This is a genomic window from Arthrobacter sp. B0316-5-4, assembly GCF_059090325.1.
Window position 1 is genome coordinate 710,268 of sequence record NZ_JBNHFN010000001.1, and the last position, 13,670, is coordinate 723,937.

Consider the following 13,670-nt stretch of genomic DNA (forward strand, 5'->3'; position numbering starts at 1 on the left):
CTGTAATTGTCTCAGACATTCCGCCGACTTTGCTGCGCTGTAGAAGTCGGCTCAGATTCTGGCTGCGGGCGGGAGTACTGTTGTTCCATCATGACCAGCACGCTCCGCACCTTGACAGTCCCCCTCGATGTTGAATCATCCTCCGGGGGGCTGCCGTCGTTTCTGGTGCGGGATGACGTGCTCTGCTGGTCCCGCCGCGAAGCCGGCCTGGTTGGCTTCGGCGAGCTGATCCGCTTCAACGCCACCGGTCCTGAGCGATTCCTTGAGGCCGACATCTGGTGGCGGCACCTCATTCTTGAGGCCGAAATCACGGACCAGGTGGAGTTGCCTGGCACTGGCCCGGTGGCTTTCGGTTCCTTCGCCTTCTCCAAAACGTCCCCGCACGTCTCGCGCCTGATCCTCCCCGAACTGGTGGTCGGCATCCGCGACGGCCGCGCCTGGGCCACCCAATTAACGTTCGACGACGGCGAACTCACCGAGGCCGGCGTCCTCGCCCGCGTTGACCACTGGCTGAGCGGTGGCGAGCCGAACGGTGAGGATTCAGCGGAAGGGGGGTCCGACGTCGGGCCCTCAGCGGAAGCTGTCGCGGCGGACGGCGCCGGTCACCTCAGCCACGGTTCCCTGAGCGAATCGGCATGGATGCAGGCAGTGGCCGATGGGGTGGAGGAGATCCGCGCCGGCAAGTTGGAGAAGCTTGTGTTGGCCCGCGACGTCGTAGCCACCCTTCCGGATGGCGTGAACGCTGCGGAGGTTCTTCGCCAGCTCGCGGCCAGGTACCGGGAATGCTGGACATACGGAGTTGATGGCCTGGTGGGCGCCACTCCGGAGATGCTCATCCAGGTCGAAGGCCGCACGGCGCAGGCGCGTGTGCTGGCCGGCACCCTGGACCGTCGCGACGCTGACGGCATGGACGGTTCTCCGATGGAGTACGCCGAGCGGGTCCTGGCTGGGTCGGATAAGCAGCGCCACGAACATGAGATCGCCATTGATTCCTTGACGCGGCAGTTGGCTCCGTTCTCCGAGGCGATGAATTCGCACAGCGAGCCGTTCATCCTGGAGCTGCCCAATGTGTGGCACCTGGCCTCGGACGTGAAAGCGGAGTTGGCGGACATCGAGGGGCACGTCCCTACATGCCTGGCCTTGATCAACGCGTTGCATCCCACGGCGGCAGTTTGTGGAACGCCCACGCTGGTAGCGGGAGCTTTGATTCGCAAGCTTGAGCATCTGGACCGGGGCCCGTACGCCGGGCCCGTCGGGTGGCTGGATGCTGCGGGCAACGGCGAATGGGGTATCGCGCTTCGCGGAGCCGTTATCGAGGACGCCAACACGGTGCGCCTGTACGCAGGTTGCGGCATTGTGGAGGGATCGCAGCCGGAGGCCGAGCTGGCGGAAACGTGGGCTAAATTCCGGCCAATGCTCGAGGCTTTGGGTATCCGGCGCTGAATCTGGGATCCCGGACAGGTCCTTCCTTTTGGCGGTTGATAAGTGCGTAAACTAGTTATCTAATAGTGAAACTTCGTTTCCTGTGATGCACATCTCATGTTCGGCGCTACACTAAAACCGACTCAGTTCAGCATCCACCGCAACAAAAGGTAAACAACATGCAGATCTCCCGTTCGGTTCTGTCCGGCACCAAGATGGCCGCTGTGCTCGCAGCCGGCGCCCTGGCCCTGACCGCTTGTGGCGGCTCGTCCACCCCGGCAGCCTCCAACGACTCGGGCCTCAAGCTCATCAACGCCGGCAAGCTCACGGTCTGCTCGGATGTTCCTTATGAGCCGTTTGAGTTCCAGAAGGACGGCAAGATTGTCGGTTTCGACATGGACATCGCTGCCGAAATTGCCAAGGACACCAAAACCGAGCTCAACGTGGTGGACAGCTCCTTCGAAGCCATCGAGACCGGCACCGCACTGACCGGTTGCGACGTCTCCATCTCCTCGATCTCCATCACCGACGTCCGCAAGAACGTCATGGACTTCTCCAACCCGTACCTGGACGACGACCTGACGCTGGTGGCCACGTCTTCCTCGGGCATCACCAACATCGATGGCGCCAAGGGCAAGAAGGTGGGCGTCCAGCAGGCAACCACCGGCGCCCAGTACGCCAAGGACAAGGGAATCGACGCCCAGCAATTCGAAGATTCAGGCCTCCTGGTCCAGGCACTTAAGGCCGGCACCATCGACGCCGCGGTCGGCAACCAGTCCGTCCTGGGCTACGCCATCAAGGACGACTCCAACCTCAAGCGCGTCGAAGACTACGCAACGGGCGAGAAGCTGGGCATCTCCATCAAGAAGGGCAACACTGCAATGGCAGATGCCGTAAACGCCACGCTCAAGCGCCTCACGGACGACGGCTCCATGAAGAAGTTCCAGAGCACCTGGTTCGGCGAAACCTCCAAGTAGCTCCCGACATCCACACAGGTGGGCCCCGAAACGACACGATGTTTCGGGGCCCACCTGCGCAACACGAATGTGAGAACACCATGGCAATGACTGCACGTCAACGAGCCAAAGTCAGCCTGTACGTCCAAGCCGGAATCTTCGTAGTGGTCCTGGCCGCGGTGATCCTTGCCGTCGACTGGAAGACGGTTGGCAACAGCGTCTTCAACTTCGCCAAGATCGGCCCGATGTTCCCGGACATCTTCCTGGTGGGCCTCAAGAACACCCTCATTTACACGGCGTTGGCCTTCGTGGTGGGTTTGTCAGGCGGTCTTCTGCTTGCCCTGATGAAGCTCTCCTCCTTCCCCCTGTACCGCTGGCTCGCAACGGGCTACATCGAGTTCTTCCGCGGTGTTCCTGCCCTGTTGGTCTTCATCGCCTTCGGCTACGGCGTTCCGCTGGCTTTCGGTGTCCAGTGGGACGTCAACATTGTGGTCATGGTTTCGCTGGGTATGGTGGCGTCCGCGTATATCGCTGAAACCCTTCGTGCCGGTCTTCAGGCCGTGCCGAAGGGCCAGATGGAAGCGGCCCGTTCACTGGGCATGCCCCACTGGCGCGCCATGGTTTCGATCGTGATCCCCCAGGCATTCAAGATCGTCTTGCCCCCGCTGACCAACGAGATCATCCTGCTCACCAAGGACTCCTCGCTGATTTACGTCCTGGGCCTCACGGCGTCCCAGTACGAGCTCACCAAGTTCGGCCGCGATGGCATCTCCAGCCTCGGCGCGGGCCTGACCCCGCTGCTCGTGGCAGGTGCCTTCTACCTGGTCATCACCATCCCCTTGAGCCTCCTGGCACGGAAGTTCGAAAGCCGCTCCGCGCGGACGAAGCGATAGGCAGGACAGTCATGAACGACGTCGTAAACAGCACGGTTCGCGCCGCTGGCGTGGACATCAAGGATCTGCGCAAGTCCTACGGCAGCAACGAGGTCCTCAAGGGCATCTCGCTGACCGTGGAACCTGGCCAGGTGGTTTGCCTGATCGGACCTTCAGGCTCGGGCAAGTCCACGCTCCTGCGCTGCGTTAACCTGCTGGAACAGCCCAACGGGGGCACCATCAACGTGGGCAAGTTCGAGGCAACTGATCCCGATGTTGACCTCAACAAGATGCGCCAAAGCGTTGGGATGGTGTTCCAGCACTTCAACCTGTTCCCCCACCTCAGCGTGCTGGACAACTGCACCATTTCGCAGATGAAGGTCCTCAAGCGGTCCAAGTCCGAGGCCTCGGATGTGGCCCGCCACAACCTCGAGCGCGTAGGGCTGGGGCACCTGGCCGACCGTTTCCCGGACCAGCTTTCCGGCGGCCAGCAACAGCGCGTCGCGATCGCCAGGGCACTATCCATGGACCCACAACTCATGCTCTTCGATGAGCCTACGTCCGCGTTGGACCCCGAAACCGTAGGTGATGTCCTGGCTGTCATGCGCAAACTGGCGCAGGAAGGCATGACCATGTTGGTGGTCACGCACGAGATGGGCTTCGCCCGCGAAGTCGCCGACCGGGTCGTCTTCATGGACGCCGGCGTTGTGGTGGAAGAAGGCCCGGCCGAACACGTCATTAGTGCTCCTACCCAGCCGCGCACCAAGGAATTCCTGCGCCGTGTCCTGGACCCGACGCACATCGGCGTCGAGGACGCTTAGACCCTTCGTTTCATCGCTCTGACGGGCGGGTGGATCCCTCTTGGGGTACTGCTCGCCCGTTTTTGCGTTCGTCCGCAGCGCTGGTGCACCCTTTCGCGCCTTGCGCACCGGTCATTCGTCGGCAGCGCACCCTTTTGCCCCATTCGCACCAGCGGTTACGGGTGCGATCGGCGGAAACGGTAGCGGACGGGTTGGCGCAGAGCCGCGGTTAGCCTGCCGTGAGGACCTGGCCCACTGCGGCGTTGATGGCTTCCCTGATCCGGGCGTGAAGTCCGCGCAGGCCCGCCCGGTCCACGCGCACCTCAACAATGGTGCGTCCCTTGAGCGGTGACTTAAGCGCCTCGGCAAGTTCCGCCGTCGTGCTAACCGCCAGGTGCCCGACGCCGTACGCGGACGCGAGTGCCGCGATGTCCACTGAGTGCGGGGTGCCAAAGAGGCGTTCAACGGCGGTGCCGTAGGCGCCTGAGTCTTCAACGGCGCCATGCTCCAGGAGGCTGAAGATGGCTCCGCCGGAATCGTTGAGGACCACGATGCGGAGGTCCGGAACCGGTTCGCCGTGGCCGAGGAGAAGACCGCCGGCGTCGTGAAGGAAGGTGACGTCGCCCAGCAGGACCGTGGTCTCGCGGCCGCTGCCAAGCGCTATCCCCGTGGCTGTCGCGATGGTGCCGTCGATGCCGGCCAAGCCCCGGTTCGCGTAGACGGTGGCGATGGGTGCGGTGTGTGGTTGCCCGGCCAGGTCAACGTCGCGGATGCCGTTGGAGGAACCGAGGACCAGCTGGCCGCGGGCGTGTTCCCAGACCGCTGCCCCGACGGATGGGCCGTTGGCAGCGCTCTCCCCCGTGAGCACGCTGTCCAGGCCATGCTGGGCTGCTGCACCTGCAAGAAGCCAGGAATCGAGCCATTCCGCAGAGCCACGGCCCGCGAAATCGGCGAGTTCCGGGAGTGTTTCGATAGGTGTTTCGCGTCGCCGGCCGACCTCGTACCAAGCGACCGGGACCGGCTGGTAGATCGCGGATTCAACGGACTCGTGCGCCAGCAACGAGGCCACGGGACGTGAGAGGGTTGCCCGTCCGAACAGGACCACCCGTTCGATCGGGGTCGCAGACTCGGGCCCGAAATGCTGCAGCAATACCCTGTACGGACCCACCGCGTTGGGGCCAAAGCGTGCGTTGGATGACGGCTCCGCGAGCAAAGGCAAACCGTGTGCCCTCGCGAAAGCTTCAGCCACAGGTCCGGCATCGTGGCCTGCGAGGACCACGGTGCGTCGCTCGGGGAGTTCGCTGGACGCCGCCGGAAGATCGAGGACCTGGGGACCGGCGTCGTAATGGAACACGCCGTGTCCCTGCATTTCCGGGAGGGCGTCGTTGGCCGCAGGAACCAACGGATCACGGAACGCAAGGTTCAGCTGGACGGGGCCGGGCGGGGTGTCTTCGAGCGCGCCTGTCGCGGCATAAAGTGCGGTGGCAACAGCCTTCTGCGGATCGTCACCGGCGGGGACGTCGACGGCGAATCGGACGTGCTCGCCGAAAAGGTCCAGTTGGATGGTGGTCTGGTTGGCCCCGGTCCCGTGGAGTTCTTCGGGCCGGTCCGCGGAAATAACCACCACGGGCACGGCCGAATGGTTGGCCTCCATCACGGCCGGAAGAAGGTTGCCCACGGCTGTACCGGAGGTGGTCACGACAGCGACGGGAGCTTCCGTTGAGAGCGCCAATCCAAGGGCGGTGAAGCCGGCATCGCGCTCGTCGATCCGCACGTGGAGCCGCACCCGGCCTGCAGCTTCTGCTTCCGCGAGAGCGTAGGCCATGGGTGCCGACCGCGAACCCGGCGCCACCACCACATGCCGCACACCGCCGTCGAGCAACGTGGTTACGGCGATCCGCGCGGCGGCGATGGATGTCAGAGAGTCCTGGGAAGTCACCGCTCCAGTCTATTGGGGCAGTGATGGAAGGTCCGCCGGAAGCGGGCGGGAGAGCATCCGATGCTCGCTCACATCCCACCCCCCAAACGGAAACGCTCCTCCACCGGCAGTTCGCCGGTTGGAGGAGCGCTTCGGCGTTGAGCGGCAGCCGTTACTTGCGGAAGACCTGCACGATCGCGGGGCGCGGGGCCCGCACAGCACCGGCGGGGACCGGTGCGCCTGCAGCTACATAGTCCGGGAAGTACGAGTGCGGCGCATCGAACGTGCCTTCCTCGCCCGGGTGCTGGACGGCAACAAACACCGTGCGCTCTTCGTCGTGGACGATCGGACCACAGGTTTCGGCGTCGCGGGGCACGGCCAGGAACTGCTCCACCTTGCCGCGCTCCGGGCCTTCCAAGGTGACCTTGAACAGACCGTCGTTGTAGCCGATGGTGGACGGTGCGCCATCCGTGGAGATCCAAAGGTTGCCAACGGAGTCGAATGCAACGTTATCGGGGCACGAAATCGGCGACACCTTATCTGCCGGGAAACCGGAGAAGTAGGTGGAGGCGTTCTTGGCGGGGTCGCCGGCAACCAGCAGCAGGGTCCAGTTGAACTTGGTGCCCACCTGGTCCTTGCCTTCGGTGATTTCGACAATGTGGCCGTCGCGGTTCAGCGTGCGCGGGTTGACCTCCGTGGCGCCTTCCTTGCCGGTCTTGCCGCGGTCCGAGTTGTTGGTGCACGCCACGTAGACCTTGCCGGTGAGCAGGTTTGGCTGAACGTCCTCGCAACGGTCCATCTTGGTGGGGCCAACCTTGTCGGCGGCCAAGCGGGTGTACACCAAAACCTCTGCCACGGACATGCCCGGAACCGCCGATACGCCGCCCACGACCAGCGGCAACCATTCGCCCGAACCGTCGAAAGCACCGTCGGCCGGGAGCTTGCCGGTACCGTCGATTTCGGCGGCCGGCGAGTCACCCGTGAAGCGGGCAACGTACAGGTCGCCTTCGGAGAGGAGGCCCATGTTGTTCTTCCGGGCCGCCTTGGAATCGCCCGCCTGGTACTTGCCCTTGGAGACGAACTTGTAGAGGTAGTCAAAGCGCTCATCGTCACCCATGTAGGCCACGACGCGGCCGTCGGGGGCAACAATGACGTTGGCGCCTTCGTGCTTGAAGCGGCCCATGGCGGAGTGCTTCCTGGGTGTGGAGGTGGGGTCGAAGGGATCCACTTCCACGATCCAGCCAAAGCGGTTGCTTTCGTTGGCGTACCCGGAATTGCGGGTGTCAAAGCGCGGCTCGTCGAGCTCCCACTGGCGGGTGGTTGCCTTGGCAGACAGGCCGTAGCGCTTGTCGGCGTCGCTGGTTCCAGGGGCCGCGAAGTAGCCGTTGAAGTTTTCCTCGCCGGAGAGGATGGTGCCCCAAGGGGTGGTGCCACCGGAGCAGTTGCCCAGCGTGCCCTTGATCCAACGGCCGGCGGGGTCGTCGATGGTCTTGACAAAGTTGGTGCCGGCGGCAGGACCGGTCAGTTCGTAGACAGTGTCTGTGAGGAAGCGGCGGTTGAGGGCAGCACCCTGGACGTAGCTCCACGGCTTGTTCTTGTTCTTGCGCTCCAACTCCACAACAGCCAGGCCATGGGCTGCACGGCCGATGGCGCGGGCTTCGGCAGCGTCAAAGCCAACGGGAAGCATGATGTTCTCATTGGTGTACTCGTGGTTGGTGAACAGCACTGCACGGCGATCCTTGGCGTCAGGGATCGGGATGATGTCCGTGTAGTCGTTGTTGTAGCCAAACTGACGGGCCTGGGCGGCTGCTGTCTGCTTGGTGATGTCGAAGGCCGGTGAATCGGCGAACAACGGGTCACCCCAACGGATGATCGGGTTCCACCCGAAACCCTCAGGAATGGTAAAGGCGTCGACGGCGGCGTCGACCGGCTTGATCGCTGTGAACTTGAGCTTGGACTTGTCGAAGCCCTTCTTGGCGGCATCGGAGAGCCCGTTGCCCGGATCGGCGGTGGCGGTATCAGCGCCACCTACGGCACCGCCGAGCACGACGGCGAGCGCACCCGCAGCGCCGAGGCCCAGTGCGGCCCGGCGGGACATGGCAGTGGAGGCGATGTCCCTGAAGTAGCCGTTGGTGCTGGTGTTGCAGACATCGCCAGAGCAGGCGTTATCGCATTTCAGGGCACACGTGACTGGGCTGCGCTTGCCTTTGGTGTGGCCGAGCATGGGGAGCAGCGGGAACGTGCGTCCGGTGGTTTCAGACATGGGGGTGACCTTCCAGAGGGTGTACGAGGTTCCCGTTGAGCTTTTCAGCGGAATCCGAATCTGGGAGGTCACTCTGGTTAAGGCTGGGTGAACAAACGGTGGTGGTCTCGCGCCAGGACGGCGTGCACTCGTCGGAGCCGGTCCAACCACCAATCGCGGCGTTCTCCCGAGGCCGCGTACTGTTCCAGGAGTCCGGGATCCGGGTGCATGTCACGCAAAGGTATGGCGCCGTCGTCGGCCACCAGCGGATCCAAGGTGACGTCTGAGGCAAACAGCGAAACGGTGCCCAAGCCGCAGGCGTAGGGAAGGGACGGAAGGGAAGCTGCGAGCGCCAGCCCGGCCCGGATTCCCACCGAGGTATCCAGCGCTGAGCTGACGACGGCAGGCAGCCCTGCTTGATTGACGATGTCCAGTGCCCGCCTGACGCCGCCAAGTGGCGCGACTTTGACCACGATGAGGTCCGCGGCACCTGCTTTCGCCACACGCAGGGGGTCGTCTTCCTTGCGCACGCTTTCGTCGGCAGCGATCAGAACCGGCGTACCGGCGGCGGCCAGCCGACGGCGGACCTCGGCCAGGCCTTCAATGGAGGGAACGGGTTGCTCGGCATACTCAAGGCCCTGCGTTGACAGAGCCCCGAGCGCTTCCACAGCTTGGCCGACGTTCCATCCACCGTTGGCATCCACCCTGATGGCCGCCTCAGGAAGGGCCCTGCGTACTGCTGCTACCCGGGAGAGGTCGTCGGCAAGTTCCTGCCCCCGCTCGGCGACCTTGATCTTGACAGCATCCACCCGGCCGAAGCGGGCCAGGACGTCCGGTACCTGCTCCGCCCGAACTGCCGGAACCGTGGCATTAACCGGAATCACATGCCGCAATGGTGAGGGAAACCCAACCCAGCCTGCCTCCACGGCGGCAGCAAGCCAGCGGGAGGCTTCCTCGTCGCCGTATTCGGGGAAGGGGCAGAACTCGCCCCAGCCGTTCGGTCCCTGAAGCAGCAGTGTTTCGCGCTGCATGATCCCGCGGAACTTCACGCGCATGGGCAGCGACACTACGTGGGCGGAGTCCAGGAGTTCTTCGAGTTCAGGAAGGCTTGCAGGCATAATGCCACTGTACCGGCGGCTTCCCGGGCCCAATGGCGGCCATTTGGTCTATGTGGACAACTCAAACGTCCCAGTAGTTCTGCACGCTTCCGAGGGCATCAGCCAACCGCGCCCCGGACAAGACCAAGGAGCTTTCCGGAACTCCCAGTTCTTCCCATTTGGCCACGATGCGCGTGTCGCCCTCCACAGGCAGCGGCCACAGCCAGAACTGCGCAGAACCCTCTACTTGTTCATCCCCGGCACTGCCTCCGCCGCCTCCCCGGCGCGTGAGGACGGGCCCCGAGACGTCTTCGGAGTCCTCCAACATGGACGGCGTGGGGTGGGCGGCAATCGCCTTCCTTCCGTCAGCGAGCGATACCCCGAACATCATTCCGGGTCCCGGGCGGCTGAAGCTTTGCTCCGCGACGTCCCGCCATTCCTGGTCCGACTCGTCTGCGCGACGCACGGACCACGTGACGTCAAACAAACAGCCAGTGGAGTACACCTCCACCATCTTTACCGCCACCACGGCGCTGGTGCTTCGGTACACAAAACCCCCTACTGGCAGGATGCCCGGCAGTTCATCCGACGGCGGCCCGAACCATCCCGGCCGGATGGGCTGCGGCTGGCGGGGCCGCGACGGCGGTTCGGGGAGGTCGTCGAAGAAGCTCATGTTCCATGCTTACACCGCCACGGGACGTCTGGGGAGGGCCTTCTGGCAACCGAGAGACGGCAACCGCGATATTCTCGAAGTCACGACTCAATGCGGGGGAATCATGACTCAATCAATGCCCGGTTCAACAACACCTGCCGGTTGGTACCCGGACCCTTCGGACCCCAGGTTTGTCCGGTGGTGGGATGGCCACGCCTGGACAGCCAACCAGGCTCCGCGCCAGATGCAGTATCAGCCGGTCATCAGGCCTCCGCGCCCACAGCTGAGCGAACAGACGCCGGTGTACAACCCGTTCATTTGGGTGATCACTTTGCTGCCGCTGGTCTCCGTGATTTTCATGCTCTTCTGGCAGCCCGAATTCCGGATGATCACTACCCGCCAGGGCACCACCACCATCGATCCCTTCTCCATCTACACCCCCGCGTATTTCCTGCTCATGGGATCGAGCGTCGTTGCTTATGGCCTCTCGGTGTTTTTCGCCTATCTTGACCGTCAGCGCCTGCTGAAGTCCGGCGTCGAACGTCCTTTCCACTGGGCATGGGCGTTCCTGAGCGCCATCGTCTACGTCATTGGCCGCTCCGTCATCGTCAATAAGGTCGCCCCAAAGCGTGGGCTGTGGCCGATCTGGGCCACCATCGCCGTGTTTGTGATCAGCATGGTAGTGGCGGGCATTTGGACATCCAACATGATGCAGTCCATGTACAACCAGTTCGGTTACTCGGTCACCACGTAGCTCTCTCACCTCGGGGTCAACGGTCCACGATCAGTACCCTCACACGCGTTAGGTAGACTGCAGGGAACGAAGCACGGAAGGACGTTCCCATGAACCGCAAGGCCACCGCCCTGGACGTCGCCAAGAGGGCGGGAGTTTCCCGGAGCGCGGTCTCGCTGGTACTGAACGGCCGCGGCGACGGCAACGTGGCCAAGGAAGCCCAGGACCGGATCCGGCAGGCGGCCCAGGAACTCAACTACTCCCCCAACGCCATTGCGTTGAGCCTGCGGAACCAGCGTTCCCGGGTCATCGGTATTCTGTCCGACGAAGTGGTGGTCAGCCCCTTCGATGGCAACATCATCGGCGGTGCTGACGACGTCGCGCGGAGCCGCGGTTTTGTCACCGTGGTCATGGACACTGAGAGCGATACTGCCCGGGATGCGAGCGCCATCGAGACACTCCTGGACCGCCAGGTGGACGGGCTCATGTACGTGACGGTGGGTTTGAAGCCCATCGAGGTGCCGCCGGGGATGCTTCGCGTCCCGTCGGTCCTGGCCAATTGCTACGATGCCCACCCCGAGCCGCAACTCCACCACGTCATCCCGGATGAGGTTACAGGCGGCAGGGAGGCAACGGATCATCTCCTACAAATGGGCCACACGGATATTGCCTTGCTTGCCGGTTCTTCGGATTCGCCCGCGGCTCCCCTGCGCGTGCAGGGTTACCGTGATGCGTTCGCTGCAGCAGGACTAACGGCCAGTGAGGGTCGCATCCACATGGCTGGCTGGGATATCGATGCCGGTTTCCACGGGGCCATGAAACTGCTCGACGGCGTGTCCCCGGCTGATCGGCCCACGGCCATCATGTGCGCGAACGACCGTCTGGCCGTCGGAGTGGCCCTCGCTGCCGCACGCCTTGGGCTGAACGTTCCTGCGGATCTATCCATCATGGGCTACGACGACGAGACCCGGATTGCGGACACCATGGTCCCGGCCCTCACCACCATGGCCCTGCCGTTGCGGGAGGTGGGACGCGCCGCGATGACCACGCTGCTGGACGCACTCGAGGGCACTGACGGGGCGAGCAAGGGGACCACGAAAGAAACGATGGTCCCCTGCCGCCTCGTTGTCCGCGAATCGACCGGCCCGGTGCCCACCCGCTGACGCGCCCCCCGGTTGCGAGGCCCACTCTGCACCCAAAAACCTCGAAATACCCTGCAGAGCGGGCCCCACAACGCGGGTCAACGACCCTTGCCCCGGAGCACGCCCGTCGTTGGCCCGCTGAGTCGTCGTTGGCCAACAACTGCGTAGCGGGCTGGGAACGGACTTAGCCCCCGTTGCGAGGCCTACTCTGCACCCAAAAACCTCGAAATACCCTGCAGAGCGGGCCTAACAACGCGATCAACGACCCTTGCCCCGGAGCACGCCCGTCGTTGGCCCGCTGAGTCGTCGCTGGCCAACGACTGAGGAGCGGGCTGGGAACGGACTTAGCCCCCGTTGCGAGGCCCACTCTGCACCCACAAACCTCGAAATACCCTGCAGAGCGGGCCTAACAACGCGGGGCAACGCGAGTCAACGCACGACGGCGGCCGCACCTAGGCGGGTAGGGTCAGCTCCCACACGTCGGCAGTCGCGCCCGTGGGCAGGGTGAGTTCCCACGATTCCCCCGGAGCGGGGTAGGCGCGGAGGGTCGTGGCTACGGAACTGGTCCGGTACACCTCCACGAGGGACGCGTCGACGAAGATCCTCAGCTCCTCCCCCGCAGCCAGGGGACCCGAGTAGACCACCTGGGCCGCGGGGCCTGAGCCAAGGATCAGCTCCACGGAACCGGAAGCGGAACCGGAACCGGCACCAGATCCCCGCACCAGCACCTCGGCAAACCCGGGAACAGTAACCGATCCAGCAGCACCCAAAGCCACAGCAGCGCCCCGGTAGGCGAGGACTTCGGGCGCGGGAGTGACAACCAGGGAACCCTCAACCACGGACAAAACGCGAGGATGCGTCAACACGCCCGACCATCCGGCGTCGTCGATTTCCGCTTGGGTGCGGCCCCGGCGGCCGTCGCGTCCGGGTCCTTCGTTGGCCCAGCCCCACAGCAGCGCAGAAGGCGATGAACCGGATGTAAGTTGCACGATCTGCGGCGCGTAGAAGTCCCGGCCGAGGTCGGACTTTCCTCCAGTTACGGCGGTAAAAACCGGCAGCCCGGTCTCCGGGTCCGGGGAGAGCGAGCCAATCAGATGACCCACACCATTGGCGTGCTCGTGGTCGTCCCCGGAGAGCCACAGCGAGAACATCATGACCCATTCCCCCGTTGGCACCTGAACCAGTTGCGGGCACTCCCAAATCTCAGCCGGGGTATGGCGGCCCGCGACGGGATCGGCAGTGGTCAGCCAGATTCCGTGGTACTTCCAGTCATCGAGGGAATCCACTGTGTACAGCAGCAGAGCAGCGCGGCCGTCAGCCAATCCAGCCCCCTGCATGGCGTAGCGGGCACCGTTGAAGCGGAAGATGAAGGGGTCACGGACCGCGGTAACAAGCGGATCGGCTGGCATGGATGCGGCAACATGCCCGTCCTGGGACCAGGTCACCAAATCCGCAGAACCCCGGGCGATGACCACCTGTGAGTGTCCGCCGTGGTCCTGGACACCGGAATAGCAAGCGGTCGGCACGCCGTCGTCGGAGGTGACCACGCCCGTCCAGCAGCCCGCGGAGTCGGGCCCACCCGGCTGGGGTGACAGCGCCACGGGGTGTTCTTCCCAGTGGACCAGGTCCGGGGAGCTCATGTGGCCCCATTGGATCTGCGAATGCCGGGCTGACGACGGGTTGTATTGGAAGAACACGTGGTACCGGCCATTGATGTAGCTGATGCCGTTGGGGTCGTTGATCCATCCTTGCGCCGGACGCGGATGGAAGCGCGGGAACGCGGGATCCGGATGTGTCGTAGCCGAAGAGAGGGAGTCGAGTGCAAGGTCCGTCATG

11 protein-coding genes are annotated in these 13,670 nt (G+C 64.1%); 6 read left to right on the top strand and 5 right to left on the bottom strand.

Features of this window, described 5'->3' with window-relative positions:
- Nucleotides 1-90 precede the first annotated feature (90 nt).
- The 4 genes from AC5RU9_RS03310 (at nt 91) to AC5RU9_RS03325 (ending at nt 4,071) form a co-directional block, all read left to right on the top strand.
- Nucleotides 91-1,443, top strand: coding sequence for an isochorismate synthase (locus AC5RU9_RS03310; RefSeq protein ID WP_494015304.1), 1,353 nt, complete (start codon nt 91-93; stop codon nt 1,441-1,443).
- Between the two features lie 158 nt (nt 1,444-1,601).
- Nucleotides 1,602-2,399, top strand: coding sequence for an ABC transporter substrate-binding protein (locus AC5RU9_RS03315; protein ID WP_211711987.1), 798 nt, complete (start codon nt 1,602-1,604; stop codon nt 2,397-2,399).
- An 80-nt stretch (nt 2,400-2,479) separates the two neighbouring features.
- The gene (locus AC5RU9_RS03320; RefSeq protein ID WP_211711986.1) at nt 2,480-3,271 is read left to right on the top strand and encodes an amino acid ABC transporter permease; all 792 of its coding nucleotides are present in this window, start codon (nt 2,480-2,482) and stop codon (nt 3,269-3,271) included.
- An 11-nt stretch (nt 3,272-3,282) separates the two neighbouring features.
- The gene (locus tag AC5RU9_RS03325; RefSeq protein WP_494015305.1) at nt 3,283-4,071 is read left to right on the top strand and encodes an amino acid ABC transporter ATP-binding protein; all 789 of its coding nucleotides are present in this window, start codon (nt 3,283-3,285) and stop codon (nt 4,069-4,071) included.
- 208 nt (nt 4,072-4,279) lie between these two features.
- Here the strand turns inward: AC5RU9_RS03325 and menD are convergent, their stop codons facing one another.
- The 4 genes from menD to AC5RU9_RS03345 form a co-directional block, all read right to left on the bottom strand.
- The gene (gene menD, locus AC5RU9_RS03330; protein ID WP_494015306.1) at nt 4,280-5,989 is read right to left on the bottom strand and encodes a 2-succinyl-5-enolpyruvyl-6-hydroxy-3-cyclohexene-1-carboxylic-acid synthase; all 1,710 of its coding nucleotides are present in this window, start codon (nt 5,987-5,989) and stop codon (nt 4,280-4,282) included.
- A gap of 151 nt (nt 5,990-6,140) precedes the next feature.
- Nucleotides 6,141-8,231 carry a PhoX family protein gene (locus tag AC5RU9_RS03335; RefSeq protein WP_494015307.1) on the bottom strand — a complete coding sequence of 697 codons (2,091 nt, stop codon included), beginning with the start codon at nt 8,229-8,231 and terminating at the stop codon, nt 6,141-6,143.
- A 77-nt stretch (nt 8,232-8,308) separates the two neighbouring features.
- On the bottom strand, nt 8,309-9,328 hold the full coding sequence (locus tag AC5RU9_RS03340) for an o-succinylbenzoate synthase (protein ID WP_494015308.1): 1,020 nt from the start codon (nt 9,326-9,328) through the stop codon (nt 8,309-8,311).
- A 61-nt stretch (nt 9,329-9,389) separates the two neighbouring features.
- Nucleotides 9,390-9,980, bottom strand: coding sequence for a hypothetical protein (locus AC5RU9_RS03345; RefSeq protein ID WP_249184235.1), 591 nt, complete (start codon nt 9,978-9,980; stop codon nt 9,390-9,392).
- Nucleotides 9,981-10,095: 115 nt separating this feature from the next.
- On the opposite strand from AC5RU9_RS03345, the gene AC5RU9_RS03350 reads away from it, so the two are divergent.
- Entirely contained in the window at nt 10,096-10,713 is a 618-nt protein-coding gene (locus AC5RU9_RS03350) for a DUF2510 domain-containing protein (RefSeq protein WP_494015309.1), read from the top strand.
- Nucleotides 10,714-10,802: 89 nt separating this feature from the next.
- A complete protein-coding gene (locus AC5RU9_RS03355; protein WP_494015310.1) occupies nt 10,803-11,855 on the top strand; it encodes a LacI family DNA-binding transcriptional regulator in 1,053 nt (350 codons plus the stop codon).
- Nucleotides 11,856-12,286: 431 nt separating this feature from the next.
- Here AC5RU9_RS03355 and AC5RU9_RS03360 read toward each other — a convergent pair whose 3' ends face one another.
- Nucleotides 12,287-13,669, bottom strand: coding sequence for a glycoside hydrolase family 32 protein (locus AC5RU9_RS03360; RefSeq protein WP_494015311.1), 1,383 nt, complete (start codon nt 13,667-13,669; stop codon nt 12,287-12,289).
- Between the last annotated feature and the right edge of the window lies 1 nt (nt 13,670).